21 protein-coding genes are annotated in these 26,113 nt (G+C 71.9%); 5 read left to right on the top strand and 16 right to left on the bottom strand.

Features of this window, described 5'->3' with window-relative positions; genetic code table 11:
• Positions 1–93: 93 nt before the first annotated feature.
• The 3 genes from OHB09_RS29675 to sigJ all read left to right on the top strand — a co-directional run bounded on the left by OHB09_RS29675 (position 94) and on the right by sigJ (position 5,196).
• Positions 94–3,372 carry a LamG-like jellyroll fold domain-containing protein gene (locus tag OHB09_RS29675; protein WP_328922822.1) on the top strand — a complete coding sequence of 1,093 codons (3,279 nt, stop codon included), beginning with the start codon at positions 94–96 and terminating at the stop codon, positions 3,370–3,372.
• 137 nt (positions 3,373–3,509) lie between these two features.
• Entirely contained in the window at positions 3,510–4,244 is a 735-nt protein-coding gene (locus OHB09_RS29670; protein ID WP_319350571.1) for an SDR family oxidoreductase, read from the top strand.
• Between the two features lie 19 nt (positions 4,245–4,263).
• Positions 4,264–5,196, top strand: coding sequence for an RNA polymerase sigma factor SigJ (gene sigJ, locus OHB09_RS29665; protein WP_328727877.1), 933 nt, complete (start codon positions 4,264–4,266; stop codon positions 5,194–5,196).
• Between the two features lie 111 nt (positions 5,197–5,307).
• Here sigJ and OHB09_RS29660 read toward each other — a convergent pair whose 3' ends face one another.
• From OHB09_RS29660 to OHB09_RS29620, 9 genes are all read right to left on the bottom strand, one after another.
• Positions 5,308–6,345 carry an ABC transporter permease gene (locus tag OHB09_RS29660; RefSeq protein ID WP_006137905.1) on the bottom strand — a complete coding sequence of 346 codons (1,038 nt, stop codon included), beginning with the start codon at positions 6,343–6,345 and terminating at the stop codon, positions 5,308–5,310.
• Positions 6,342–7,307, bottom strand: a complete 966-nt coding sequence (locus OHB09_RS29655; protein ID WP_006137906.1) for an ABC transporter permease — start codon at positions 7,305–7,307, stop codon at positions 6,342–6,344. The genes OHB09_RS29660 and OHB09_RS29655 overlap by 4 nt, the downstream gene beginning before the upstream one ends.
• Positions 7,300–8,859, bottom strand: a complete 1,560-nt coding sequence (locus OHB09_RS29650) for a sugar ABC transporter ATP-binding protein (RefSeq protein ID WP_006137907.1) — start codon at positions 8,857–8,859, stop codon at positions 7,300–7,302. Before OHB09_RS29650 ends, OHB09_RS29655 begins: the two co-directional genes overlap by 8 nt.
• 151 nt (positions 8,860–9,010) lie before the next feature.
• The gene (locus OHB09_RS29645) at positions 9,011–10,105 is read right to left on the bottom strand and encodes an ABC transporter substrate-binding protein (protein WP_040893792.1); all 1,095 of its coding nucleotides are present in this window, start codon (positions 10,103–10,105) and stop codon (positions 9,011–9,013) included.
• 699 nt (positions 10,106–10,804) lie between these two features.
• Positions 10,805–11,836: a LacI family DNA-binding transcriptional regulator gene (locus OHB09_RS29640; protein ID WP_040893819.1), complete on the bottom strand. Its 1,032-nt coding sequence runs from the start codon at positions 11,834–11,836 to the stop codon at positions 10,805–10,807.
• A gap of 257 nt (positions 11,837–12,093) precedes the next feature.
• Positions 12,094–13,083, bottom strand: a complete 990-nt coding sequence (locus OHB09_RS29635; protein WP_328922821.1) for a serine/threonine dehydratase — start codon at positions 13,081–13,083, stop codon at positions 12,094–12,096.
• A gap of 533 nt (positions 13,084–13,616) precedes the next feature.
• Positions 13,617–14,738, bottom strand: a complete 1,122-nt coding sequence (locus OHB09_RS29630) for an alkene reductase (RefSeq protein WP_328922820.1) — start codon at positions 14,736–14,738, stop codon at positions 13,617–13,619.
• Between the two features lie 69 nt (positions 14,739–14,807).
• Positions 14,808–15,410, bottom strand: a complete 603-nt coding sequence (locus tag OHB09_RS29625; protein WP_006137913.1) for an NADPH-dependent F420 reductase — start codon at positions 15,408–15,410, stop codon at positions 14,808–14,810.
• Positions 15,410–16,441: a zinc-binding dehydrogenase gene (locus tag OHB09_RS29620; protein ID WP_328922819.1), complete on the bottom strand. Its 1,032-nt coding sequence runs from the start codon at positions 16,439–16,441 to the stop codon at positions 15,410–15,412. The genes OHB09_RS29625 and OHB09_RS29620 overlap by 1 nt, the downstream gene beginning before the upstream one ends.
• A 100-nt stretch (positions 16,442–16,541) precedes the next feature.
• Between OHB09_RS29620 and OHB09_RS29615 the strand changes: the two genes are divergently transcribed.
• Positions 16,542–17,168, top strand: coding sequence for a TetR/AcrR family transcriptional regulator (locus OHB09_RS29615; RefSeq protein ID WP_191890073.1), 627 nt, complete (start codon positions 16,542–16,544; stop codon positions 17,166–17,168).
• 52 nt (positions 17,169–17,220) lie between these two features.
• Here the strand turns inward: OHB09_RS29615 and OHB09_RS29610 are convergent, their stop codons facing one another.
• The 6 genes from OHB09_RS29610 to OHB09_RS29585 form a co-directional block, all read right to left on the bottom strand.
• Positions 17,221–18,894 carry an FAD-binding dehydrogenase gene (locus OHB09_RS29610; protein ID WP_191890072.1) on the bottom strand — a complete coding sequence of 558 codons (1,674 nt, stop codon included), beginning with the start codon at positions 18,892–18,894 and terminating at the stop codon, positions 17,221–17,223.
• Positions 18,895–18,959: 65 nt separating this feature from the next.
• The gene (locus tag OHB09_RS29605; RefSeq protein WP_006137917.1) at positions 18,960–19,289 is read right to left on the bottom strand and encodes a DUF4387 domain-containing protein; all 330 of its coding nucleotides are present in this window, start codon (positions 19,287–19,289) and stop codon (positions 18,960–18,962) included.
• Positions 19,282–20,667, bottom strand: coding sequence for an acyclic terpene utilization AtuA family protein (locus OHB09_RS29600; protein WP_191890071.1), 1,386 nt, complete (start codon positions 20,665–20,667; stop codon positions 19,282–19,284). Before OHB09_RS29600 ends, OHB09_RS29605 begins: the two co-directional genes overlap by 8 nt.
• Before the next feature lie 131 nt (positions 20,668–20,798).
• Entirely contained in the window at positions 20,799–21,764 is a 966-nt protein-coding gene (locus OHB09_RS29595; protein ID WP_328922818.1) for an NAD(P)-dependent oxidoreductase, read from the bottom strand.
• A gap of 64 nt (positions 21,765–21,828) precedes the next feature.
• The gene (locus tag OHB09_RS29590; protein ID WP_319350557.1) at positions 21,829–23,154 is read right to left on the bottom strand and encodes an MFS transporter; all 1,326 of its coding nucleotides are present in this window, start codon (positions 23,152–23,154) and stop codon (positions 21,829–21,831) included.
• A 5-nt stretch (positions 23,155–23,159) separates the two neighbouring features.
• Positions 23,160–24,242: a tartrate dehydrogenase gene (locus OHB09_RS29585; RefSeq protein ID WP_191890070.1), complete on the bottom strand. Its 1,083-nt coding sequence runs from the start codon at positions 24,240–24,242 to the stop codon at positions 23,160–23,162.
• A gap of 144 nt (positions 24,243–24,386) precedes the next feature.
• Between OHB09_RS29585 and OHB09_RS29580 the strand changes: the two genes are divergently transcribed.
• Positions 24,387–25,328, top strand: a complete 942-nt coding sequence (locus OHB09_RS29580; RefSeq protein ID WP_191890069.1) for a LysR family transcriptional regulator — start codon at positions 24,387–24,389, stop codon at positions 25,326–25,328.
• Between the two features lie 176 nt (positions 25,329–25,504).
• Here the strand turns inward: OHB09_RS29580 and OHB09_RS29575 are convergent, their stop codons facing one another.
• Complete coding sequence (locus tag OHB09_RS29575; protein ID WP_191890068.1) at positions 25,505–26,101, bottom strand: DinB family protein; 597 nt, start codon at positions 26,099–26,101, stop codon at positions 25,505–25,507.
• Between the last annotated feature and the right edge of the window lie 12 nt (positions 26,102–26,113).

The raw sequence follows: 26,113 nt of genomic DNA, 5'->3' as shown, positions 1-26,113 counted from the left end.
CCGCCCGCCCTCTCACCTCGCCGGGACCACCTCCCCGCAGCCCTTGGCGCTGCCCCGGTCCCGGTCGCGTGAACATCGTCGAGGAAAGGTTCCATGACAAGACCACACGCCCGTCCACGCGCCAGAGCGTGGGCGCTGCTGACAGCAACCGCGCTGGTCCTGCCGATGTCCGGCCTGGTGTCCACCGCGTCGGCCGCCGAGGCACCGGCAGGTGCCTCCGCGCACTCGTCCGGGCAGGAAGCCGTCGCGGTGCACGGCCTGAAGGGCGAGTACTTCCAGATGTCGGCGCCGGGCGCGCGGGACTTCGCGCACCTCGGCGGCACCCTGCTCGACCCGCAGGTCAACTTCAGCGGACTGACCGACACCTTCCAGGAGCTCACCGGGCGGACGGAGCACACCACCGCCCGCTGGACGGGACAGATCGAGGCCCCGGCCACCGGCGACTACACGTTCTACGCGATCGGCGACAACGGCTTCCGGCTGTTCATCGACGGCAAGGCGGTGATCGACCACTGGGAGCCCGACTGGGACAAGGAGCAGACCAGCGCGGCCGTCCACCTGAAGGCCGGTGAGAAGCACGACTTCCGGCTGGAGATGTTCCAGGACACCGGCGGCGCCAACATGTTCCTGCGCTGGTCCACGCCGACCCTGGCCAAGCAGGTCGTGCCGATGTCGGCCTTCACCCCGCCGGCCGACTTCGAGGTCTACCCGGTCGAGCCGGTGGTCGCCGAGGACGGCAGGACGGTGCGCGCCCGCTTCGAGGGCAAGGTCGGCGACCTGAAGGCCCTCGCGGACCACCTCAAGGTCGAGGCGGACACCACGCCGATGCCGATCGGTTCGGTGAGGACCAAGGGCCGCGACACCCTGGAGATCACCCTCAGCGAGGCGATCCAGAAGGGCCAGCAGGTCCGGTTCTCCTACGACGGCAAGGCCGCGCTCAGCGTGGACGGCAAGGCCGTGCCGCAGATCATCCGGTACGCGCAGAACGACTCCGCGCACCGCCTCACCACCAAGTGGGGCGACAAGCTGAACACCAAGCACCCGCTGCCCGAGTACCCGCGCCCGCAGCAGGCCCGCTCGAAGTGGCAGAACCTCAACGGGCCCTGGCAGTTCGCCGCGGCGAAGAAGGACCAGCAGCCGTCCTTCGGCAAGAACCTCGACGAGAAGATCATCGTGCCCTTCCCGGTGGAGTCGCAGCTCTCCGGCATCGAGCGGCACGAGGACCACATGTTCTACCGCAGGCTCGTCGACGTGCCGAAGAACTGGAAGGTCGGCACCTCCGCCAAGAGCGACCGGCTCAAGCTGAACTTCGGCGCGGTGGACAACAAGGCCACCGTCTGGGTCAACGGCAAGAAGGTCGCCGAACACACCGGCGGATACACGGCGTTCACCGCCGACATCACCGACGCCCTCAAGAGCAGGGGGCCGCAGGAGATCGTGGTCGGCGTCACCGACACCGGCAGCGACACCCAGCCCAAGGGCAAGCAGTCCACCAACCCGGGCGGCATCTGGTACACCCAGTCCTCCGGCATCTGGCAGACGGTGTGGCTGGAGCCCGTCGCCCCGGTCTCCCTCGACGACGTCGTCACCACGCCGGACATCGACACCGGCACCCTCGCGCTGACCGCGAAGTCCGAGGGCGCCTCCGCCCGGGCGCGCGTGGAGGCCGTCGCCCGCGACAAGCACGGCAAGGTCGTGGGCCGGGTCAGCGGACCGGCCAACAAGAAGCTCACGCTGCCCGTCGCCAAGCAGCACCTGTGGAGCCCGGACGACCCCTACCTCTACGACCTCGACGTCACGCTCACCGACGGCAGGTCGAGCGACCACGTCTCGAGCTACTTCGGGATGCGCAAGATAGGCATCAAGAAGGTCGGCGGCTACCCGAAGCTGGTGCTCAACGACAAGCCGATCTTCTCACTGGCCACCCTCGACCAGGGCTTCTGGCCCGACGGTCTGTACACCGCGCCGAGCGACGAGGCCCTCGCCTTCGACCTCAAGGCGCACAAGCAGATGGGCTTCAACGCCGTCCGCAAGCACATCAAGGTGGAGCCGGCCCGCTGGTTCTACCACGCGGACAAGCTGGGCCTGCTGGTGTGGCAGGACTTCGTCTCCGCCACCTCCGGCGACCTGACCGACGAGGCCGGACAGCAGGCCTTCATCGACCAGGGCATGGAGGCGATGCGCCAGCACCACGACTCGCCGGCCGTCATCGGCAACATCGTCTTCAACGAGGGCTGGGGCGAGTGGAACCGGGAGGCGAGCGGACGCCTCGCCGAGGCCGTGAAGGCCGCCGACCCCACACGCGTGGTCAACACCCACAGCGGAGTCAACTGCTGCAACTCCAAGGGTGACTCGGGCACGGGCGACATCATCGACCACCACGACTACAACAACACCGACCCGGCCTTCCCCGACGGGAAGCGGGCGGCGATGGACGGTGAGCACGGCGGCTTCACCCTGCGCACCCCGGGCCACATGTGGCCGGGCGCCCCGACCGTGATCTACAGCGGCGTGGCCGACAAGGAGGCGCTGACCAAGAAGTACGTCGAGAACACCGAGAAGTACTACCTCGACCAGGCCGCCGAGGAGCTGTCCGGATCGGTGTACACCCAGATCACCGACCTGGAGAACGAGCTCAACGGCCTCTACACCTACGACCGCCGCGAGCTGAAGGTCGACCCGGTCCGGGTCCGCGAGATCAACCGGAAGGTCATCGCCGCGGGCGCCGCGGCCGGCGACCGCAAGGCGATCAAGGGCGGCGCGCACTGGTCGCTCGACGAGAACACCGGCAGCACCGCCGCGGACACCGGTCCCAACAAGAAGCCCCTCACCCTCTCCGAGGGCGCCACCTGGACGCCCGGGGTCAGCGGCAGCGCGCTGAAGTTCGACGGCAAGAGCCAGTACGCCGAGACGAAGGAGCCGGTGCTCGACACCACCGGCAGCTACACGGTCTCCGCCTGGGTCCGGCTCGACGCCCTCCCCGGCAACTACGCCACCGCCGTCAGCCAGGACGGCAAGCGCCAGGCGAGCCCGTTCTACCTGCAGTACGGCCAGGGCGCCTTCTCCTTCAGCACCCCGGGCGAGAAGCGGGCCCGCATGGTGACCACGCCGGAGATCGGCCGCTGGTACCACCTCGTCGGCGTCCGTGACGCCGCGACCAACCAGATCTCCCTCTACGTGGACGGCAAGCGGGCGGCGACCACCGCCTCCGGCCCCAACTACGTCGGCTCGGGCCCCCTCGCGGTCGGCCGCGCCAAGTGGAACGGCGACAACACCGACTTCTGGAACGGCGCCGTCGACGAGGTACAGGCATGGGACCACGCGCTCACCGGTGACGAGGTGAGCAGCCTCTACACGAAGCAGAAGCCGTAGTCCGCGAGCACGGACGACGTGACGCGGTCCCGGTGAGCGAGGCTCACCGGGACCGTTCGCGTGTGCGCTCACATTTTCCCGGCCTGCGTCGTCATGGTGGTGAGGGCAGCGACCGGTGCCCGGGACGGAGTACGCAGATGAAGGTCTTCCTCGCCGGTGGGCGCGGCCGTGTGGGGTCGCCTCTTGCCGACAATCTGGAGGCCAAGGGCATCGAGGTGGTCCCGGGAGGGCTCGAGGACGGGATCGACGTGTTCTCGGGCAGGGGGCTCGCCGAGGCCCTCGTCGGAGTGGACGCCATCGTGAACGTCCTCAATACCCCCCGCTTCGACGCGGAGGGGGCGATCGCGTTCTTCGAGGGAGCGGTCGAGAACCTCACCGCGGCCGGCGAGCGGGCCGGGGTGCGCCTGCACGTCGTGCTCTCCATCGTCGGTGTGGGAGAGGGGGACGCGTCCGAGATCGGGTACTACCTGGGCAAGGTGGCGCAGGAGAAGGCCGTACGAGCCGGTTCGATCCCCGCCACCATCATCCGGTCCACCCAGTTCCAGAGCTACATTCCGGTCCTCGCCGATCAGCACACCGTGGACGGGAAGGTGCGCGCACCGAGGGTGTTCATCCAGCCCGTCGAGCTGGAGGAGGTCGTCGAGCTCCTCTCCGAGGCCGTCACCACGCTGGAACCGGGGAGCGTGGTCGAGATCGCCGGCCCCGAGCGTTTCTACCTGGACGATCTCTTCCGTGCCACCCTGGCCGAGCGGGGGGACGAGCGCGAGGTGGTGACCGTGGGCGGACAGGAGATGCCCGGGGCCATGGTTCCGCGCGGCATGTATCGGGCCGGCACGGTGAGGTACCCGATCGCCGGGATCCCCCTCGCCTGATCTCGACATCGAGGGAACGATGGAACGCTCCGAACATGAGGACTCACGGGACCTGGACGCGGTCGTGGCAGGGCGGCCCCGGCTGCTGTCCCTGGCCTTCCGCATGACGGGCACCCTGGCCGATGCCGAGGACGTGGTCCAGGAGACGTACATCAGGTGGTACCGCCTCGAAGCCGGGGAACGCGAAGCGATCGCCGTGCCCGCGGCGTGGCTGACGCGCGTCGCGAGCCGGATCTCACTCGACCTGCTGGGCTCCGCGCGGGCACGTCGCGAGACGTACGTCGGGCAGTGGCTGCCGGAGCCGGTCCCGGCCGGTCTCTTCGCGGGCGCGGCGACCGCGCCGGTCTCCGGCCGTTCCGCCGCTGATCCGCTCGACCGCGTCACCCTCGACGACGCGGTCGGCATGGCGTTGCTGACGGTCCTCGAGGCCATGACCCCGGCGGAGCGGGTGACGTTCGTGCTGCACGACGTGTTCGGTGTTCCCTTCGGTGAGATCGCCGGCGTCGTGGGGCGTTCGGCGGCGGCGACACGGCAATTGGCGACGTCCGCACGCCGCCACGTCCGGCAGGGGAGACGCACACGGGTTCCTGCCCGCCGGCATGACGAGGTGGTTCGCGCCTTCCGTGAGGCGGCCGTCGGAGGTCGGATGGAGGACCTGCTCCGCGTGCTGGCCCCGGACGTGGAACTCCGCGTGGACGGCGGCGGCTTCGTCAACGCCGCGCCCCGGGTCGTCCGCGGGCCGGATCACGTGGCCCGCTGGCTCATGGGAGTGAGGCGCAAGGAGCCCTCCCTCCGCTTCGAGCGACGCGACACGGCCGACGGTCTCGGATACATGCTGCGGGCCGACAGGCACCGGTACGGAATGCTCACCTTCGGCGTGGAGGAGGGGCGCGTCACGCGGGTGTGGCTGATGCTGAACCCGGAGAAGCTGAGCGCGTGGTCGCACGAGTGAAGGGCGTTCCGCGCGGACGAGGCCGTGCGGGCCGGACCGGAAACGGACGGACACGGCAGCCGGTCGGGGTGACCGGCTGCCGTGTCGGGGAGGGGACGGGGACGGGGGCGTTCAGACGAGTTGCCGTCGGCGGCCCAGATAGGTCTGGGCGATGACGACGAGGGCCAGGAAGGCGCCGCTGACGACCTGCTGGTAGGAGGAGTCCAGGGAGCCGATCTGGTTGATGACGTTCTGGATCACCTTGAGCAGCAGGACGCCGACCAGCGAGCCGCTGACGTAGCCGAGGCCGCCGGTGAGCAGCGTGCCGCCGATGACGACGGCGGAGATGGCCTCCAGCTCCATGCCGTTGCCGAGGATGGTGACGCCGGAGGCGAGCCAGGCCGCGTTGAGGGCGCCGGCCAGGCCGGCGAGCAGCCCGGACAGGGTGTAGACGAGGATCTTGGTGCGGGCCACCGGGGCGCCCATGAGGGCGGCGGCGTCCTCGTTGCCGCCCACCGCGTACACGTGCTGTCCGAAGCGGGTGCGGCGCAGGACGACGGCGCCCGCCACGAACAGCGCGAGCATGAGCCACACCGGGTTGCCGACGCCGAGGGTGGTGCCCTGGCCGAGTTCGGCGAGGAAGGACCCCTTGGCGATCAGGTAGGTGTTGGCGCCCTCGTCGGTGAGCGACAGCATCAGCCCGCGGGCGCCCAGCATGGCGGCCAGCGTGACGATGAACGGCGCGAGGCGGGAGCGGGCGACGAGCAGCCCGTTGACGACGCCGATCAGACCGCAGACGCCGAGCGGCAGCAGCAGGGCCACCAGCGTGCCGTGCCGTGATCCCCAGGCCGCCAGCACGCCGCCGAGCGCGAACAGGGAGCCGACGGACAGGTCGATGCCGCCGGTGATGATGACGAAGGTCATGCCGAGCGCGACGATCGCGAGGAACGCCGAACTGGTCGCCATGTTCGTGACGTTGTCGCTCGTGGCGAAGGAGTCGAAGCTGAACGAGGCGATGACGGAGACGATCACGAGCACCGCGAGGGCGCCGTGCTGCTGGACCAGGGCGCTCAGGCGCTCCGCGCGCGTGGAGCCCACCGGTTCCGTCTCGTCCGCCGAGGTGGTGCTCGCGGTGGTCACTGGTGTGTTGTCCGTTTTGGTGACGGTCATCGCTTCCCCCGTCCCCGTGCCGCGTAGACCGCGCACACGATGACTATAGCCTGGGCGATCTGCGTCCACGAGGGCGGCAGATCGTGCTTGATGAGGGTGGCGGTGAGGAGCTGGATGAGGACCGCGCCGGCCACCGTGCCGCCGATGCTGATGCGGCCGCCGGTCAGCGGGGTGCCGCCGACGACGACGGCGGTGATCGCCGAGAGCTCCATGAGGTTGCCCAGCGAGGTCGGGTCGCTGGCCTGGAGGCGGGCCGTGGCCAGCACGCCCGCCACGGCGGCGAGCAGCCCGGACACGACGTAGACCACCATGAGCACGCGGCGCACCGGCAGGCCGGCGAGCTGTGCGGCGGGGCGGCTGTCGCCGATGGCCAGGAGCTGCCGCCCGAAGGTGGTGCGCCGGACGACGAAGGCGATCAGCACGGCCAGGGCGGCGGCGATCAGGATGAGGTAGGGCACGCCCACGATGTCCCCCGAGCCGAGGGAGGCGAGCGAGGGATTGTGCAGGTCCTCGAGCTGGGGCAGCATCACCAGCGCGATGCCGCGGCCGCCGACCATCAGCGCCAGCGTGGCGACGATGGGCTGCACCCCGAGGAGGGCGACCAGCGCCCCGTTGGCCAGTCCCGCGACGGCGGCGAACAGCGCCACCGCGAGCAGGGCGGGCAGCAGTCCGTAGCCGAGGTAGAGGGCGAGGACGGAGGCCGCGAGGGCCATCACCGCGCCGACGGAGAGGTCGACGCCCTCGGTGCCGATGACCAGTGCCATGCCCAGGGCGACGATGATGACCGGCGCGACCTGGACGGCCTGGGTGCGGAAGTTCTCGGCGGACAGGAAGTGCGGGGTGATGACGATGTTGACGATCAGAAGCAGCGCGACGCCGGCGTAGACCCCGTAGGTCTGGAGCCATTGCAGGATGCGGGCCTTGTCGAGCGGGGCGGCGGTGCGCACGGTGGCCTCAGCCATCGGTGGCCACCTCCTTCGTGGCGGCCGTCGCGGGGGCGTCCCCGGCGATGGTGCGCATGAGCGTGTCCTCGGTGACGTCCTCGCCGGTCAGTTCGCCGACGACCGCACCGTCCTTCAGTACGACCACGCGGTCGGACCCTTCGATCAGTTCCTCCAGGTCGGAGGAGATGAGCAGGACTCCCAGGCCGTCCTCGGCCAGTTCGTCCACGAGCTTCTGCACCTCGGCCTTGGCGCCGACGTCGATGCCCCGGGTGGGCTCGTCCAGGAGCAGCACCTTGGGGTTCATGGCCAGCCAGCGGGCCAGCAGCACCTTCTGCTGGTTGCCGCCGGACAGTTCGCCGACCTTCTGGTGCGGCGAGGAGGCCTTGATCCGCAGCCGTTCGATGAAGGTGTTCACGATCTTGTCGACGCGGGCCTCGGAGACCATGCCGAAGCGGGAGAGGCGGGGCAGGGCGGCGAGCGCGATGTTCTCGCGCACCGACAGGCCCGGCACGATGCCCTCGCTCTTGCGGTCCTCGGGCAGCAGGCTGATGCCGGCCCGGATGGCGCCGGGGGTGGAGCCGCCGCGCAGCGAGGTGCCGGCGACCACGACCTTGCCGGAGCGGATCGGGAGGGCGCCGGAGATGGCCTTCGCGGTCTCGGTACGGCCCGAGCCGAGCAGCCCGCCGAGCCCGACCACCTCTCCGGGCCGGATGCTGACCGAGACGCCGTGCAGCTTGTGCGGCACGGTGAGGCCCTCCGCCTCCAGGACGGGTTCGGCGTCGGCGGCGTGGTGGTCGCCGCTGAACTTCGTCAGGCCCTCCGCGCGCACCTCGCCCAGCTCACGGCCGAGCATGGTGGAGACCAGGTCGAGCCGGCTGAGTTCGGAGAGCCGTCCGTGGTGGACCCGGCGCCCGTCGCGGAGCACGGTGACCGTCTCGCAGACGGCGTACAGCTCGTCGAGGCGGTGGCTCACGTAGACGACGGCGATGCCGGCGTCGCGCAGGCGGCGGATGACCGAGAAGAGGGTCTCGACCTCGCGGGGTTCGAGGGAGGAGGTCGGCTCGTCCATGATGACGACGCGCGCGTCGGTGGCGACCGCGCGGGCGAGGGCCACCATCTGCTGGGCGCCGACGCCGAGGGTGCGCAGCGGCTGGCGCACGTCCACGCGGACGCCGTAGGTGCGCAGGGTCTCCTCGGCCTCGCGGTTCATGCGGGCGAAGTCCAGCAGCCCCAGCCGGGTGCGGGGTTCGCGCCCGAGGAAGAGGTTGCGGGCCACGCTCAGCAGCGGGATGAGGTTGACCTCTTGGTAGATGGTGGAGATGCCGGCCTTCTGGGCCTCCAGCGGTGTGGCGAAGGAGACCTGCCGGCCCTGGAACTCGACCGTGCCGGCGTCCGGCCGGTACACGCCGGTGAGCACCTTGATGAGGGTGGACTTGCCGGCGCCGTTCTCTCCGATGAGGGCGTGTACCTCACCGGGGCGCAGGACGAGATCCACTCCGTCCAGGGCCCGGACTCCGGGGAAGGTCTTGCTGAGTCCGCGGATGGCGAGGACCTCGGCGGGTGGTGCCACCTGTGCCTCCAGGTAGTGCGGGAAGTACGGGGGAATCGCGCGGGGGACGCGGGGGGCCGCGGAACCGGGGACGTGCCGGGAGGCCCGGGGACCCCCGGCGCGCGGGGCCCCGCCCGGGGCCGGTCGTCCGGCTCCGGGCGGGGAGGGTGCCTCAGTACGCCTTGCCGACGTCCTGCTTGGCGTTGTCGGAGGTGTAGGCGCTGTCCTGGATGATGATGTCCTCGGCGACCTCCTTGCCCTGGGTGAAGCTGTCCAGGGTCTGGAAGGCCAGCGGGCCGAAGCGCGGGTTGGACTCGACGACGCCGCTGATCCAGCCGTCCACGATGGCGTTGACGGCGTTGCGGGTGCCGTCCACCGTGACGATCTTGACGGCACCGGCCTTCTTGCCCGCGCCCTTGAGCGCGGCCACCGCGCCGAGGCCCATCTCGTCGTTCTCGGCGTAGATGCCCTTGATGCCGGGCTTGGACTGGACGAGCTGCTCGGTGACCTGCTGGCCCTTCTCGCGGGCGAAGTCACCGGTCTGCTCGAAGACGACCTTCAGGTCGGGGGCCTTCTCGGCGATGCGCTCCTTGAAGCCCTTGGTGCGCTCGGTGGTGACGTTGTTGCCGGCCGAGCCGAGCAGGATCGCCACCTCGCCCTTGCCGCCGGTCGCCTCGATCATCTGGTCCGCCGCGCGCCGGCCCTGCTCGACGAAGTCCGAGGCGATGAAGGAGACGTAGTCCTTGCAGGCGGTCGCGTTGATCTTGCGGTCGACCGTGACGATCGGGACCTTCTTGGCGGCGGCGGCCTTGAACACCGGCTCCCAGCCGTCGGAGTTGAGCGGGGCGATGACCAGCAGGTCGGCGCCCTTGGCGAGCAGGTCCTGGACGTCGCTGATCTGCTTGGAGAACTGCGACTGGGCGTTGGCCGTGAGCAGCTTGACGCCGCGCTTCTTGGCCTCGTCCTTCATCGACTGGGTCTCGGCGATGCGGAAGGGGTTGGCTTCCTTCTCGGACTGCGAGAACCCGACGGTGGCGTTCTTGAGGTCTATCTTCTTCGCCCCGTAGGCGTCGATCGTGCAGGTCTTGCTGCCGGCCTTCGGCGTGACGACCTTCTGCTCCGTGTCGGCGGAGGCACTGGACTTCTGCTTGTCCGACCCGTCGTCCTCCGACTTCGTGCAGGCACTCGCGGTCAGAGCCACCGCCGCGGCCAGGGCCACGACCACGGGACGGGCGAGGAGGTGAGGACGGTGAATGCTGCGCTGCATGTGGGTGACCCCGATCCGGGCGACGCTGAAAAGGGAACTGGGGAGTCGAACAACGGGCGCCAACAGTGCGTCTCCCCCACGCCGGACGCTGTCAGGTCCGCCGCAATGAGGTTTTTACATCGTTGGAAGGGGCTTGTAAACCCCCCGCGCACGGCGCGCATACCGGGCGCGGTGATCACTGCCAAGCGGGGCGAAGGGGGCGTTCCGGTTTCGCACACGGGAAGCGCCGGGCATTCGGAACCGGCCACCGCCGGCATGACGGGCGGCCCGCGGCTCCGCCGGGCGGGATCGTCGGGCCGGGCGGTCGCGGCGAAGCCGGGCGATCGCGGGAGGAAGACGGGTGTGCGCGGGAGACGTGTGGGCAGCAGGGGAGGTGCCCGCACGAGGACGGCCGGGCGCCCAGGAGGACGGGCGGGCACGCGGGAGGGGACGGTTCCCGCCGTCCCGCCGCTTGCCGCGCCATGAGCCCGCGACATCCCTCGCACAGGCAAAGAGGCCGACCGGTCGGGAGCGGTGCCGCTCCTCCGCCGGGAGGTCGCGGTGAGTGCCGGGAGGCCACGGTGCGGGAGGCCACGGTGCGTGAGGCGTGCGCGCCGGCAGCGGGCGCGGGAGAGGCGCCGCCGCCCGGCGTGCGCGGCTCCACTCGGCCGGCTGTCGCCGCGCCCCGCTCAGGGCCCCGCTCCACGGGCCGCCGCCCGCTCAGCCGGCCGTCGCCCGCCGGGCGGCCTCCTCGCGTCCGAGCGTGCTCTCCCGCTCGACGAGGCGGTAGTCCGCCGACACCCTCAGGGGCGGGCGGGTGTCCCCGTTGAGGCGGGCGAGGACGGACTCCACCGCGAGCCGGCCGATGGCCTCCTTGTCCGGGGAGATCGAGGTCAGGGTGACCGCGCCGAAGCGCCCCTCGATCACGTCGTCGAACCCGACGACCGCGACGTCCTCGGGCACCCGGAGCCCCCGCTCGTGGAGCACGCGCATGGCTCCGATGGCCATCGGGTCGTCGTAGGCGAACACGGCGTCCGGCTGCCGCCCGGAGTCCAGGATGCGGGCCATGGCCGCCGCGCCGTCCGCGTGCCCCCAGCCGTCCGTGGCGGCGACCAGGCCCTCGTCGGCGGGGAGTCCGGCCGCCCGCAGTTCCTCGCGCCAGCCGCGCACGCGGAGCTGGGCCGGCTCGCTCCGGCCGTTCCGGGCCCCGATGAACGCCACGTTGCGGCGGCCGAGGGAGATCAGGTGACGGACGGCGTCGCGGGCGGCGGCGACGTTGTCGATGGCGATGTGGTCGTAGGGCAGGTCGTAGTCCCGTTCACCGAGCAGCACGAGCGGCACGTTCTCCCGGTCGCGCAGGTCCTCCGCCTCCAGCTCGATGGGGCTGAGGATGAGGCCGTCGATGACACGTGCACGGAAGCCCTGGCTGACCAGGATCTCCTGCTCGCGACGGCCCCCGGTGTGGTCGAGCAGGACGATGTAGTCGTGCTCGACGGCGGCGTCTATCACCGCGGCGGCGAGTTCGGCGAAGTAGGGGTTGCCCAGCTCGGGCAGGGCGAGCGCGATGACACCCGTGCGCCCCTTGCGCAGGTGCCGGGCGGCCAGGTTCGGCCGGTAGCCGAGTATGTCGATGGACCTCTGGACGCGCTCACGCATGGCCGGGGTGACGTGCTGATAGTTGTTCACCACGTTGGACACGGTTTTGATGGAGACCCCCGCGTGCGCGGCGACGTCCTTGAGGCTGACCCGCACGTCCATCCCTTCCTGAGCCACCCGACCGGGGTGGCGGCGGCACGGACACGGTGTCGTCACCATGCGCCGCGTTCCGCCCGGCCCCTGATTTTTACAACGTTATACATTCGTTTTCGTTCCGCTACAAGGTGAGGGGCGGACCCTCCCGATTTCCTCCCCGGACGGCGTGGGCGCGCACGGCCGGGAGCGGTCGCCCGTGCCCGGAAAAGCGGGCGGCCACCCCGGGAGGTGGCCGCCCGCCGGGCCGATCACCCGCCTCAGCTCGTGCGGGACTGTCCGGTCAGATCGCCCGGGTCGGTGTTGGCCCCGCACAGCACCACGGCGATCCGCTCCCCCTCGACGAGGGACTCACCGGTGTCCGGCGAGGGCAGGACCGCCGCGTACGCCGTGGCGGCGGCGTGCTCGACCGCCAGCCGGTGGTGGTCCCACAGTTCCTGCCGGGCCCGGACGATCCCGTCGTCGGGCACGGTGAGGGGCCGCGCCCCGTCCTGCCGGGCGGCGTGCAGGGCCATGGCGGTGGCACGGCGGGCACCGAGGGAGTCGGCGGCGACGGAGTCCACGGTGACGTCCACGGGACGGCCCGCCTCGACGGCGGCGCCCAGCGCGCGGCAGTGCAGCGGCTCGACCGGGACCGTGCGGATGCCGTGGTGCCGGGCGGCGGTGGCGACCCCGGCGTACAGCCCTCCCCCGCCGACGGCGACCACCACGGTGTCGAGTCCGGGGACCCGGGCGCGGATCTCCTCCAGCAGGGTGCCCGCCCCCGCGGCGATCAGCGGGTGGTCGTAGGCGTGCGAGGCGAGCGCGCCGGTGGCGGCAGCGAACTCGGCGCAGGCGGCCTGCGCCTCGGCGTACTCGGTGCCGACAAGACGCACCTCGGCCCCGTACGAGCGGAGCCTGGCCACCTTGACGGCGGGGGCGTTGGCCGGGAGGAACACGGTGGCCGGCACCCCCTGCTGCCGGGCGGCCCAGGCGCAGGCCAGCCCCGCGTTGCCGCCGGAGGCGATGGTCACCCCGACGTCCGGGAGGGTCCCGGCCTCCCGGTGCGCCTGGAGGAAGTTCTGCGCGCCCCGGGCCTTGAAGCTGCCGGTGTGCTGCATGAACTCCAGGGCCAGGAAGACCTGCCGCCCCGGCGGCACCCGCCCCTCAGCGGTCTCGCCGGGGCCGGTCGGCACGACGGCCACGGGCCGGACCCGGCCCGCGATGCGGTCGGTCGCCGCCTTGATGTCGTCATGGGCGAGTGGGGGCATCTCATCGCTCCGATCACTGTGGGACACCGCTCCATGGTGACGGGTCGGCCGCGGTGACGGTGACCGCCTCCGGGTGAGCCGGGTCCGTGCGCCGCGCCCCGGCCGCGCGCACGGGCCGGCCGGGCCCCGTGCCGGCCGGCCCCGGTCCGCTCCGGCGATGCGCCGGCACCTCGTGGACCCGGCGGGCACCGGGGGCGCCGGGGCCGGGCCGCATACCGCCGGGACCCGCGGGATCAGTGACTGATCACCACCTTGCCGAAGCGCGGTCCCTCCTCGAAGCGGGCGAAGGCCTCCGCGGCCTCCTCCGGGGGAAGACACGGTCCACGACCGGCCGCAGGCCGCTCACCGCGAGGGGCCGCACCGGCACGGCGCCGAGTCGCGCCTTCGCCCATCGCGAGACCTGACTCCGGGCGCCCGGCGCGGACGCGTCGGCGCCCGGTCCGGGGGCCGGCGGACGGGCCCCGGGGCCGGGGGCGGCGGCGCGCGGAGGGCGGACGGGCCGAGGGCCATGAGCCGCTGAGCGCGGGCGAGGCCTACGAGGCGCTCGCGGTGCGGTGGTCGGGGTAGTCGATGTATCCCTCGGCGCCTCCCGCGTAGTACGTCGCCGGGTCGCCCTCGGCGAGGGGGTGGCCGTGGGCGAAGCGGTCGACGAGGTCGGGGTTGGCGATGAAGGGGGCGCCGAAGGCGACCGCGTCGGCCAGTCCCCGGGCGAGCAGGTCGTTGCCGCTCTCCCGGGTGAAGCCGAGGTTGGCGACGAGGGAACCCCGGTAGTGGGCCCGGAAACGGGCGAAGGCGGTGAGGGTGTCCTCGGTGCCTGTGCCGGGCTCCGGACCGACGAGCTGGAGGTAGGCCAGGTCGCTGTCGCCCAGGCGCTTCAGGAGCTGGTCGTAGTCGGCGAGCGCCTCGGCGTCCGCGGTGTAGGCGACGCCCCGGTTCCAGTACGGGGAGAGCTTGACGCCGACGCGGTCGCTGTCCCACTCGTCGGTGACGGCTTCCACGAGGTCGAGGAGGAAGCGGGCCCGCCTCTCCGTGCTGCCGCCGTAGGCGTCGGTGCGCCGGTTGAGGCGGGGGTTGAGGAACTGGGCGACGAGGTGGCTCCCCTGGGCGTGGATCTCCAGTCCGTCGAATCCGGCGCGCCGGGCGTTGCGGGCGGCCTGCCGGTAGTTCTCGATCGTGGTGGCGATCTCCGCCGCGGTCAGGGCGCGCGGTGTGACGGTCTCCTTCGGCCCTTCGGGGGTGAAGGACATCTCCTGGGGGTTGACGGCGGAGGGACCGGCGGGGAGACGGCCGCCTTGGTGGTCCGGGTGGGAGGCGGCGCCGAGGTGCCCGATCTGCGACACGATCCGTCCGCCGGCGGCGTGCACGGCCTCGGTGACCTTGGTCCAGCCGGCGGTCTGGGCCTCGGTGTAGATGCCGGGGACGTGGATGTAGCCGATCGCCTCCGGGCTGACCCAGGTTCCTTCAGTGACGATCAGGCCGGCGCCGGCGCGCTGGGTGTAGTAGGTGGCGTGCAGATCGGTGGGGACCAGCTCCGGGTTGGCGGCCCTGGCGCGGGTCATGGGCGCCATGACGACGCGGTTGGGCAGTTCGAGCGCGCCGAGTCGGACGGGGCGCAGGAGGGGCTGGGGGTCGGCGGTCGGGTTCCGGTCGGACATGGGTGTCCCTTTCGTGGGAGCGAGGAACGAGCAAGGCGGTGCGCACGAACGGGGTGCGCGGCAGGCGCGTCAGTCCTGCTTGAGGACGTGGAGGGCGGAGAGGGGGCCGCCGAGCTGGATGAGCCGGCCTCCCTCGCGCAGCGGCCCGAGGTCCACGGGGGCGAAGCCGAACTGCGAGGTCAGCCTCTTCACGGTGTCCTTGGCGCCGGCGTCGTCGCCGGCGAGGAACAGCACCTGCCGGCCCGCCTCGTGGCGCGGGTCGGGTGCGATGTACTGGGCGTAGAGGGCGTTGAAGGCCTTGACCACACGGGCGCCGGGGAGCAGGGAGGCCACGTACTCGCTTCCGGTGAGGTCTCCCAGGTCCGCGATCCTCGGTTCCGGCGGAGGCGAGGCGAACTGGTTGGTGGCGTCGATGACGACGGTCCCGTCCAGCGGCGGCAGCCCGGCCACGGCGTCGGGGATCCGCGGCCAGCCGACGGCGAGCACGACGAGGTCCGCGGCGGCGGCCTGCGCGGGGGTGCCGGCGGTGGCGAGCGGGCCGAGGTCGGCGACCAGGGAGGACAGCGAGGCGGGGCCACGGCTGTTGCTGAGGACGACCTCGTGTCCGTGGCGTATCGCGTGCCGGGCGAGGGCCTGGGCGATGGTGCCGGCTCCGATCGTTCCGATGCGCATCAGACGGCCCCCGTCCCGGAGTCGGTCGCCGGCGGCGAGGTGAGCAGGACGGTGCCGCTCTTGGAGGGCCGGCGGGCGTGCTCGACGGCGGCCTTGAAGTCGGCGAGGTCGTAGCGGGCCGCGACCTCCAGGAGGTCCGGCGTGGTCCGCGCCAGGTCGAGGGCGAAGGCGACGTCCTGAGCCCGCTCCTTAGGGGTGCGGTCGGTCCACCGCAGCACCGAGACGCCGCGTACGGTCAGTTCCCGGCCGACGAGCGGCAGCGCCTCCAGCGGTGTCGTCCCGGAGCCCAGTTGTCCGTAGGAGATGAGGGTCCCGCCGTCGGCGAGCAGCGCCGCGAGGTCCTGCGTCATGGCGCCCCCGACGCTGTCGAGGACGACGCGGACCCCCTCGCCGCCGCAGTGGCGGCGCACCTGCTCCCGCCAGTCGTCCTCGCTCGTGGAGACCACGGGCTGCGTGGGGTACCGCCTGCGTGTCCTCTCGGCGCCGGCGGTGCTGCGCTCGAGGTTGATCAGCCGCAGGCCGTGCCGGACCGCGGCGGCGCCGAGCAGTCGTCCGACGGAGGATCCGGCGGCCGTCTGGAGGACGGGGCCCTTGTGCCCGCGCAGGGCGTCCTCCAGCGCGCGGTACAGGGTGAGCAGGGTGAGCGGGTTGACGAGCATGAGGGCCGCGGTCTCGTCGGCGACCCCGTCGGGCACCGGTACGGCCAGGTCGGCGGGGACCACGACGAAGTCGCTCCAGGTGCCGGGCGCCGGGAAGACGGCCACGCGCCGGCCGGGGCGCAGATCGGGCCGCACCTCCGGTCCGACGCTCTCCACGATCCCCATTCCCTCCACTCCGGGGACCCGGGATTCCGGCCCCTGTTCCGGCGGCGTCGGCGCATGCCTCACGAGGGCCAGGTCTCCGGGGTGAACCGGCCGGACCAGCAGGCGCACCAGCACCTGCCCCGTGCCGGGGCGCGGTGGGCTCGAGTCCTCCCGCAGCGTGAGTACGTCCTCGGGTTCGCCCGGCGCGGTGTGCGTCACGGTACGCATGGGTGCCTCCCATCAAGTATTGATGGCGAGTGTCATCAATAACAATGATGAGGGGTAACATTGAAAACGTCAAACACACGCCGGACTCGGGAGGGCGGCCATGCCGCGGATCAGCAGGGAAGAAAAAGCCAGGAACCGGCAGAACATCGTCGACGCGGCCGGGCGCCTGTTCCGGGCGAAGGGCATCGACGCCGTGGGGATCGCCGACCTGATGAAGGAGGCGGGGCTGACCCACGGAGGCTTCTACAACCACTTCGCGTCCAAGGAGGAACTGGCCGTCGAAGTGTGCGGCGCCTCCTTCGAGAGGTCGCTGGGCGTCCTGGACGCGGCAGTGGAGCGGGGAGAGGATTCCGCGGGCACACCGCTGCGGCGTGTGGTGGACGACTACCTCTCCACCGCCCACCGCGACGCCCCGGACGGCGGCTGCCCCTCCGCGTCCCTGGTCATCGACGCGGGACGGCACGGCGACACCGTCCAGGGCGCGTACGCCCTCGGCGTGGAGGGGTACCTCACCGGCTTCGCCGCGGAGCTCGCGCGTGAGCACGGCGAGCATCCCGCGCACCCGGAGCAGGACGGGGAACTCACCCCGCAGGAGGCACGGGAGCGGGCGGTGCTGCTGCTCAGCCAGTTGGTCGGCGCGATGACGCTCGCCCGCGCCGTACGGCACACCCGGCCCGAACTGTCGGAGGAGATCCTGCGGACCTGCCGCGCCCACGCCCTGGACTGACCCGCCCGGCCGCCTTCCCGGGCGGAGGGCTCAGTCCGGGGCGTGGCGGGCCTCAGCCAAGCTGCCGCGCCACCGCCCGGCCCGCCACGCGGCCGGAGAAGAGGCAACCGCCGAGGAAGGAGCCCTCGAGGGCGCTGTAACCGTGCAGGCCTCCGCCGCCGAAGCCGGCGACCTCGCCGGCCGCGTACAGGCCGTCCACCACCGTGCCGTCGGGGCCGAGCGCGCGGGAGTCGAGGTCGGTCTGGATGCCGCCGAGGGATTTGCGGGTGAGGATGCGCAGCCTGACGCCGATGAGGGGGCCTGCGGCGGGGTCGAGGATGCGGTGCGGGGCGGCGACCCGGCTCAGCCGGTCCCCGAGGTAGCGGCGGGCGTTGCGGATGCCCTGCACCTGGGCGTCCTTGCTGTAGGCGTGGGCGATCTGGAGGTCGCGCGCCTCGACCTGGTGCCGTATCACCGCCGGGTCCAGGAGTTCCCTACCGGTGAGCGCGTTCATCCTCGCCACCAGTTGCTCCAGGTCCGGAGCGGTGACGAAGTCGGCGCCGTCGCGGACGAAGGCGTCCACGGGGCCGGGGATTCCCTTGCCGAACACCCGTGTCCTGAGGAACGCGGCCCGGTCCTTGGCGGTGATGTCGGGGTTCTGTTCCGAGCCCGAGAGCGCGAACTCCTTCTCGATGATCTTCCGGGTGAGCAGGAACCAGGAGTGGTCGTGCTCTGCCAGGTCCTCGGTGGTGCGCAGGTGCCGCAGGGTGGCGAGGGTGTCGTAGCCGGGCAGGCAGGGTGCGGGCAGGCGGCGGCCGAGTGCGTCGAACCACAGGGCGGACGGCCCGGGCAGGATGCGGATGCCGTGACCGGGCCAGATCGGGTCCCAGTTCCCGAGGCCCTCGGTGTAGTGCCACATGCGGTCGCGGTTGACCAGGCGGACTCCGGCCTTCTCGCTGATGTCCAGCATCCGGCCGTCGACGTGGGCGGGCACACCGGTGACCATCTCCCGGGGCGGGGAGCCGAGGCGGGCGGGCCAGTGGCGGCGCACGAGTTCATGGTTCCCCCCGATGCCGCCGCTGGTGAGGACGACGGCCTGGGCGGTCAGCTCGAACTCGCCGACGGGCTCGCGGCTGGAGGCGACACCGCGCGCGGAGTGGTCCTCGGCCAGCAGGGTGCCGCGCACCCCGCGGGCGGTGCCGTCCTGGACGAGGAGTTCGTCGACACGATGCCGGTGGTGGAAGGTGAGCAGTCCCTCCTCGGCGGCCCGCTTCGCATACTCCACGAAGGGGCCCACCACACCGGTGCCGGTGCCCCAGGCGATGTGGAAGCGGGGTACGGAGTTGCCGTGGCCGTGGGCGGTCAGGTCGCCGCGCTCGGCCCAGCCGACGGCGGGCAGGAAGGTGATGCCGTGTCCGGCCAGCCAGGACCGCTTCTCCCCCGCGGCGAACTCGACGTAGGCACGTGCCCAGCGCACCGCCCAGGAGTCCTCGTCCTCCGTACGGTCGAAGCGGGCGCTGCCCCGCCAGTCGTTCCAGGCGAGGTCGAGGGAGTCCTTGACGCCCAGACGCCGCTGTTCGGGCGAGTCGACGAGGAACAGGCCGCCGAAGGACCAGAAGGCCTGGCCTCCGAGGTTGGCGGCGTTCTCCTGCTCCACCAGGGCAACCCTCCTGCCTCGGCTGGTGAGTTCGTGCGCGGCGACGAGGCCCGCGAGGCCCGCTCCGACGACGATGACGTCGGCGTCCATGGCCTTCTCCTTTTTGCTCGTGAGTACTGCCGCCGCCACGACGGGCCGGCGGCACGGGGGACGGGTCAGACGGAGGGGACCGGCAGCGCGGCCAGCGGCACGTGGTGCTGTCCGGAGTGGACGTCCCGGTCCCTGAGGGAGGCCTGGCTGACGGGGCGGGGGAAGGAGATCTTGACGACGTTCAGCGCAGGGATGCGGAAGATCTGGACGCCGTCCGGGTCCACGCCGTAAAGGCGGGCGATCGTGCGCTCGTCGAGGAACGCCTCGTCGGCGGCGATGCGGTAGGCCTCCGCATCGCGCAGGAAGAGTTCCATGGTGACCCAGAAGGGTCCGGCGTTCTTGGAGCGGACCTCGAGGGACAGGTCGGCCAGGGTGGTGGGGCCCTTCTCAGCCATGGTGCGCGGACTCCTCGATCTCGATGCGGAACATGTCGGTGGGGGTGATGCTGTCGACGGCGTGGTGCAGCACGAACTCGTAGGCGGGTCCGCGCTCGGTCTCCGCGGGCGAGGTGGCGAAGGCGAGGCTGGGCAGGTGATCCATGTCGCGGGTCGGCAGATGCAGCATCAGCGGATTGGCGATCTTGGCCACGGCGGTGGCGGTGGCCTGGTCCGGCGCGTTGACCAGAAGCATGACGCCGACCTCGCGCGGCGGCCCCTGCGCGGGGTCGTTCTCGCCGAGGACGGCGTTGTGCCCGTAGAGACGCACGTCGAAGGCGTACGAGTCCGCGCCGAGGCCGAGCGTCTGCTCGACGCGCTCGGTCAGCACCTCGCGCAGCAGGGCCGCCCAGTCCTCGATGTGCGCGAGGATGTGCGGGTCGCGGACGGCGCTGAAGGACATCGTCTGGTAGCCGGTGATGCGGGCGCCCTCCAGCTTGACGGTGTGCTGCTCGGCGACGTGGAAGCGGGAGCCCTCCACCCGCACCCGGCGGTCGTCGAGGGCGGTGTAGGTGGCCTCGGCCACGTCGAGGGTGCCGTCGGGCTCGCGCATCCGGAAGGGGTTCACGGTCTCGTAGAGCATGTGCGCGGCGACCGAGATGGGGGTGCAGGACACCTCCGGGTGGAGCGGTTCGATGGTGAACCCGCCGGCGTCGATGGTGGCGAGCACGCCGCCCTCGCGCGGGTTGCTGGTGCACTGCCCGCCGCATTCGACGATCTTGGACGCGTGCCAGGTGGGTCCGGCCGGCATGCCCTTCATGAGCGGGTAGGCGGCCGCGACCGCGGTGTCGGTGGCACGGCCCGCGAGCACCACCTGGGCGCCGGCCTCCAGGGCGGCGACGATCGGCTCGTGCCCCATCATGCCGACGATGTGCGTGCAGTCGTCGAGCGTCTCGGGCCGCAGCTCCCCCATCGGGGGCAGCGGGCGGATGTGGCCGGCGGCCAGCCGCTCCTTGAGGCGGCCGGCGTCCTGTTCGCTGTAGATGCGCGCGACCCGCAGGTCCAGTCCCTCCTCGGCGAGGAGGTCGGCGACGATGCCCGCGACCCAGTCCACCCCGTTGTCGGTACCACTGGTGCCGCAGGAGCCCACGATCAGCGGGATGTCCGCGCGGGCCGCCGCCTTCAGCAGGACGCGCAGGTCCCGGGCGACCGCGGCACGCGTGGTCTTGGGCTGCGAGGAGCCCAGGTAGTGGGGGCCGGAGTCGGTGCTGCCCCCGTCCACGGAGATGACGTCGGCGCCCAGTTCCAGGCCGCGTTCGATCGTGAGGTCGGGGAAACCGGCGCCGAGCATGCCCGCTGGTGCCAGTACCCGCACGGATGCGACCGCTGTGTTGTCCATCGTTGCGTTTCTCTCTTCTTTCCTGAGGCGCGTGAGGCGCTTGAGGCGCCCACGGCCTGCGGGGGCTCGTGCGGCCTGTACGGCTTGGGGCACCTGTGGGGCGTGGGCCCGCAGGTGCAGGTGGTTCGAGGTCAGCGGTTGCGGAGGAAGCGGGTGTTGACCGGGAAGCGGGGCCGGCCCTCCAGCGCGGCGACCGCCTCCTCCGCCGCCGCGACACCGGCGGCCCTGCGGGCCTCGGCGGTCTGTCCCGCGAGGTGGGAGTACACGAGAACGCCCTCGACGTCCCGCAAGGGGCTGTCGGCGGGAAGCGGTTCCTCGCACACCACGTCGAGTGCCGCGCCCGCGATCCGCCCCGTGCGGACGGCCTCGGCGAGGGCCGGCTCGTCGACGATCGCGCCCCGCGCGGTGTTGATCAGCACCGCCGTCGGTTTCATCCGTGCGAACGCCGAGGCGCCGAGCAGACCGCGGGTGCGGTCGGTGAGCGCGGTGTGGACCGACACGTAGTCGGCGGCGGCAAGGAGTTCGGGGAGCGGCAGGAAACGCACGGCCGGATCGGTGCGCTCGGTCCCGGGCACGCCGGTGGTGCAGAGGACGTCCATGCCGAACGCCCGGGCCAGCGGCACGACGGCCCGGGCCGCCGCCCCGTACCCGATGAGACCGAGCGTGGCACCGCGCAGTTCGTGGCCGTCCTCCCTCGGCCAGGAGCCGGCCGCGACCCCTCTCGCACTGCGCACCAGCCCTCGTGCCTCGACGAGCAGCAGGCCGAGGGTGTACTCGGCCACGGCGTTGGCGTTCACCCCCGGCAGGTTGCTGACCGTGATGCCGAGTGCGCCCGCGGCGGCGATGTCGATCGAGTCGTAGCCCACGCCGGTCCGCACGACGGCCCGCAGACCGGGTGCGCGGGCCAGGACCTCGGCGGTCAGCGGTTCGTGCGCGACCAGCGCCGCGTCGACCCCCGCGAGGGCCGCCACGAGCGCCTCGGAGTCCCTGCGGCCTGTCATCGGCGCGTGGACCGTCGTGTAGCCGTGACCGCGCAGGTGGCGGTCGGCCTCGTCGCCGGGCCGCAGGTAGTCCGTGGTGATCAGGATCCGGGACATGTGTTCCTCCTCTCCGGCATTGCCGGTCGCTGGACGGTGAGGGCTCGGACCGGGGGCGGGGGGCTCACTCGACGAGGGTCGATTCGGCGCGCCGGGCCGGTTTCCCGATGCGGGTGACGACGACGATCGACAGGGCGACGACCAGGCCGATGTCGAGAAGCATCAGCGGCCAGCCGGTGACGTCCACCATCGCGCCGACGAGCGCGGGACCGAGGAAGCCTCCTCCGGTCCAGCTCACGGTGTACAGGCCGCCGTAGGCCGCGAAGACGTGGGGGGAGGGGGCGAGGTTCCACAGCACGACGACGGCGTTGACCAGGAAGCAGGCCCCTCCTGCCGCCCCGACGCACAGGGCCGCCATGGTGCCGACGGCGTTCTGCGCGACGGTCCCCAGCAGCATGGCGGCGGCGAAGGTCGTCATGCCGACGGTCATCACCCGCAGCCGCCCGAAGCGCTCGGCGTACACGGCCGCCGGGTAGGCCGCCAGGATGAACGCGACACCGCTGGGCAGGCCGAGGCTGCCGGCGTCGCCCCGCGAGAGGTCGAGTGCCTCCATACCGTAGGGGGTGAGCAGCGACCGGGACGACGCCCAGGCGCTGCCGAACAGGAAGATCGCGGCGAGCAGCAGGAGCCGGCTGCGGTCGCGGTCCGTGAGGATGTCGACGAAGGTGTCGCGCACCCGTGGCGGGGCCGGGTCCGGGTCCTCGGTGTCCGTGCTCTTCTGCGACAGGGACCGGTAGGCACGGGAGCGGCTGTCCCGCACGGTCACCCCGAGCACACCGATGGAGACCAGCATGATGAGCGAGGGGACCGCGAACGCGATCATCGGATGGTCGTCGACCAGCAGCAGGCTGAGGAGTGCCGCGACGATGGTGGTGATGCTGGAGGCGATCTTGACGGCCGCGTTGGCCCGGCTGCGGCGTTCGGGGGCGACGAAGTCCGGTACCAGTGCCTCGGCGATGGGCTTGAAGGTATTGGCCACCAGCGCGTAGAAGAACATCACGCAGATCAGGAGCGGCAGGGACGAGGCGGCGTGCGGGATGAGGCCGAACAGTACGGCGGCGAGCGGCATTCCGACGACCAGGTAGGGCATGCGCCGCCCCCACGAGGTCCTGGTGCGGTCCGACCGGGCGCCGATCCACGGCTGGACGAAGATCCCCAGCAGGTTGTCCATGCCCATCAGCAGTCCCACCGCGGCCGCGCTGGTGAGGTGTTCCCGCAGCAGGGGAGGCACCTGTGACTCGTAGAAGTTCCAGGTCGACTCCTGCGCGAAGACCGCGAGGGCGACCAGGAAGGTGACGCGCCGCATCCGGTGGTGCGGCTCGTGGTACTCCGCACCCGCCGCAGCCGTCGTCAGGGGGGTCGCGTCCTTCCCGCGCTTCCCGGGGAACACGGGGATCACCCCACGACCGCGACACGGTCCGCGACGGCCTTGCCCAGTACCGCGGTGGTACCGGTGCCGCCGAGGTCGGGAGTCACGACGTCGGGCTGCTCGTACAGGACGCTCTCGATCGCCCGCACGATGCGGTCCGCCGCCGCGTGTTCACCGAGGTGGTCGAGCATCATCGCGCCGCTCCAGATCTGGCCCACGGGATTGGCGATGCCCCGGCCCGCGATGTCCGGGGCCGAGCCGTGGACCGGCTCGAACAGGCTGGGGAAGGCCCGGTCGGGATTGATGTTGGCGCTCGGGGCGATCCCGATGGTGCCGGTGCAGGCGGGACCCAGGTCGGAGAGGATGTCGCCGAAGAGGTTGCTGGCCACCACCACGTCGTACTCCTGGGGTCGGAGGACGAACTTCGCGGCCAGGATGTCGATGTGGTCCTTGTCCGCGGTCACCTCCGGGTACGCGGCCGCCATCCTGGCGGCGCGCTCGTCCCAGTAGGGCATCGAGATGGAGATCCCGTTGCTCTTCGTCGCCCAGGTCAGCCGCTTGCGGGGGCGAGTGGCGGCCAGTTCGAAGGCGTAGCGCAGCACCCGGTCGACGCCGGTCCTGGTCATCACCGTCTCCTGCACGACCGTCTCCCGGTCGGTGCCCTCGAAGATGCGGCCGCCGATGCTGGAGTACTCGCCCTCGGTGTTCTCCCGCACCACGTAGAAGTCGATGTCGCCGGGCCCCTGGTCGCGCAGCGGGCCGCGCACCCCGCGCAGCAGCCGGACCGGGCGCAGATTGACGTACTGGTCGAAGCCCCGACGCAGTTGCAGCAGGCTGCCCCAGAGCGAGACGTGGTCGGGGACGACGTCGGGCCGGCCGACCGCCCCGAAGTACAGGGCGTCGAAGCCTCCGAGCACCTCCCGCCAGTTCTCGGGGAGCATCGTGCCGTGTGCGAGCCAGTAGTCGGCGCTGGCGAAGTCGAACTCGACGGTGTCGAGTGCGAATCCGTGCGCCGCGGCGGCGGCTCTCAGACTCCGCAGCCCTTCGGGGACGACCTCTCGGCCGATTCCGTCTCCCGGGATCACGGCGATGCGGTAGGTATTCGGCACGGGTCGACTCCTCGGCCTGGGTGATGGGTGGCTCCGCCCGCGTCGCGGACCCCCTCCGGGGCGTTCCTCCGCGTGGCGTGGGTCCACCCTGGCGAGTGCGCCGGGACGTTACAAGGGTGTTGCGGGCAACGTAGGCTTTCCCCTGTGGAAAGCCATCCCCGGCCCGCCCGTGGCCCGGTCGCCGCCTTCGCGCCGGAGGCCGACCTGCACTTCTTCTCCGTGGTCGCGTCGAGCGAGACTCTGACGGCCGCCTCCCGCGAGCTCGGCTGCTCGCTGCCCGTCGTCAGCAAACGTCTCGGCGCGCTGGAGCGCCGCCTGGGCGTCCGGCTCGTCCAGCGCGGCGCCCGGCGCCTCACGCTCACCTCCGAGGGCGCGCTGTACGCCGCGCGCGTGACGGACATCCTGGACCAGGTGCGCGCGCTGGAGGACACCGTCTCCGACCGCACGGGAGAACTGCGCGGCACGGTCGTCGTGGAGGCCACCCTCGGCCTCGGCCGTGCGCACATCGCGCCGCTTCTCGGCGAGTTCGCCGCCGCCCATCCCGGCGTACACGTCCGGATGCAGAGTTCCGCGCTCCCGCTGCGGCGGCGGGACTTCGACGTGGCCGTGCACGTGGGCGCCCCGCCCGACTCGACGTTGCGCATGCGGCGCCTCGCCCGGAACCGGCGGGTGCCCTGCGCGGCCCCGTCCTACCTCGCCGCACACGGTGCGCCGGAGCGCATCGAGGATCTCGCCACGCACAACTGCCTGGTACTGCGCGAGAAGGAGAGCGACTTCGCGCTCTGGCGGTTCGGCGACGAGGACGGCCCCCGGCACGTGCGGGTCCACGGCAACCTGTCCAGCAACGACGGTGACGTGGTGACCGGGTGGGCCCTGGAGGGCCGGGGCGTGATCATGCGCTCGCAGTGGCAGGTGCGGCCGCACCTCGACCGGGGCGAACTCGTGCACGTCCTGCCGCACGTGCCGACGCCGGCCGCCGACATCCACGCCCTGCTGGAGGGCGAGGGCCACGTCCCGCGCCGGGTGGAAGCCCTGATCGACCACCTCGCCCGGCGGCTGCCCGCACGACTGCGCGGCGCGGGCTGAGCACGGCGGTGGAGCGGGGCGCCGGCACGAGCCGGGTCGGCGGGGGGCGGCCGCACGCGGAGGGCAGGGGGACCCGGACACCGAGGGACCCGCCGCCCCGAGGCTCCCCGGCACTCAGCCTCTCGGGGCCTCAGGTTCCCGGGCTTCAGGTTCCCGAAGCCTCAGGCTCTCCGGCTTCAGGTTCCGGGGGCCTCCGCCTCCCGCGCCGCCCGCTCCAACCGCTCCCGATGGCTCTCCCACCATGCCGCGTCGCCCGGCGCCATACTGCTGTTCCCGTCGTTCATCCCCACGGCGCCGTCCGTGAGTTCGCGGACGATGTCGGCGTGACCGGCGTGCCGGTGCGTGTCCGCGATCACGCGCACCACGGCATGGTGCAGGGTCACCTCGTCCCTGCCACTGGGCCACCAGGGCACCCTGCCGACCGTGTCGAGCGGCAGGGCCTCGATCGTGGCGTCCGCGTGGGCCCATGCCCGGCGGTAGAGGCTCACGATCTCCTCCCGCGACTCCCCCGCGGTGACCCACATGTCCGCGTTGGCCTCCGCCCCGTCCTCGAGCCACGGCAGCGATTCGCCGGAGGGACGCCCGAAGGTCTCGCCGAGATAGCCAAGCTCCACACCGGCCGCGTGCTTCACCAGGCCGAGGAGGTTCGTGCCGGTGGGCGTCGCCGGGCGGCGGATGTCGTACTCGGAGAGCCCTTCGAGTTTCCACAGCAGGGCGTCCCGCGCGGACTGCAGGTAGAAGTGGAGATCGGTTCTGGGGTGAGGTGCCGTCATGCGGCCAGTCTG

It is taken from the genome of Streptomyces griseoaurantiacus, assembly GCF_036189845.1.
Taxonomy (GTDB): domain Bacteria; phylum Actinomycetota; class Actinomycetes; order Streptomycetales; family Streptomycetaceae; genus Streptomyces; species Streptomyces griseoaurantiacus.
Note: the sequence above shows the minus strand (reverse complement) of the source record. Positions and strands in the feature narration are given on the sequence as shown.

Excerpts from the sequence above, each read along its gene's own strand:
- OHB09_RS29575 (WP_191890068.1), bottom strand. The coding sequence starts at position 26,101 with ATGACGGCACCTCACCCCAGAACCGATCTCCACTTCTACCTGCAGTCC.
- OHB09_RS29660 (WP_006137905.1), bottom strand. The coding sequence starts at position 6,345 with ATGACCGTCACCAAAACGGACAACACACCAGTGACCACCGCGAGCACC.
- OHB09_RS29670 (WP_319350571.1), top strand. The coding sequence starts at position 3,510 with ATGAAGGTCTTCCTCGCCGGTGGGCGCGGCCGTGTGGGGTCGCCTCTT.
- OHB09_RS29630 (WP_328922820.1), bottom strand. The coding sequence starts at position 14,738 with ATGTCCGACCGGAACCCGACCGCCGACCCCCAGCCCCTCCTGCGCCCC.
- OHB09_RS29675 (WP_328922822.1), top strand. The coding sequence starts at position 94 with ATGACAAGACCACACGCCCGTCCACGCGCCAGAGCGTGGGCGCTGCTG.
- OHB09_RS29645 (WP_040893792.1), bottom strand. The coding sequence starts at position 10,105 with ATGCAGCGCAGCATTCACCGTCCTCACCTCCTCGCCCGTCCCGTGGTC.
- OHB09_RS29600 (WP_191890071.1), bottom strand. The coding sequence starts at position 20,667 with ATGGACAACACAGCGGTCGCATCCGTGCGGGTACTGGCACCAGCGGGC.
- sigJ (WP_328727877.1), top strand. The coding sequence starts at position 4,264 with ATGGAACGCTCCGAACATGAGGACTCACGGGACCTGGACGCGGTCGTG.
- OHB09_RS29655 (WP_006137906.1), bottom strand. The coding sequence starts at position 7,307 with ATGGCTGAGGCCACCGTGCGCACCGCCGCCCCGCTCGACAAGGCCCGC.
- OHB09_RS29625 (WP_006137913.1), bottom strand. The coding sequence starts at position 15,410 with ATGCGCATCGGAACGATCGGAGCCGGCACCATCGCCCAGGCCCTCGCC.
- OHB09_RS29595 (WP_328922818.1), bottom strand. The coding sequence starts at position 21,764 with ATGTCCCGGATCCTGATCACCACGGACTACCTGCGGCCCGGCGACGAG.
- OHB09_RS29635 (WP_328922821.1), bottom strand. The coding sequence starts at position 13,083 with ATGCCCCCACTCGCCCATGACGACATCAAGGCGGCGACCGACCGCATC.
- OHB09_RS29615 (WP_191890073.1), top strand. The coding sequence starts at position 16,542 with ATGCCGCGGATCAGCAGGGAAGAAAAAGCCAGGAACCGGCAGAACATC.
- OHB09_RS29610 (WP_191890072.1), bottom strand. The coding sequence starts at position 18,894 with ATGGACGCCGACGTCATCGTCGTCGGAGCGGGCCTCGCGGGCCTCGTC.
- OHB09_RS29605 (WP_006137917.1), bottom strand. The coding sequence starts at position 19,289 with ATGGCTGAGAAGGGCCCCACCACCCTGGCCGACCTGTCCCTCGAGGTC.
- OHB09_RS29620 (WP_328922819.1), bottom strand. The coding sequence starts at position 16,441 with ATGCGTACCGTGACGCACACCGCGCCGGGCGAACCCGAGGACGTACTC.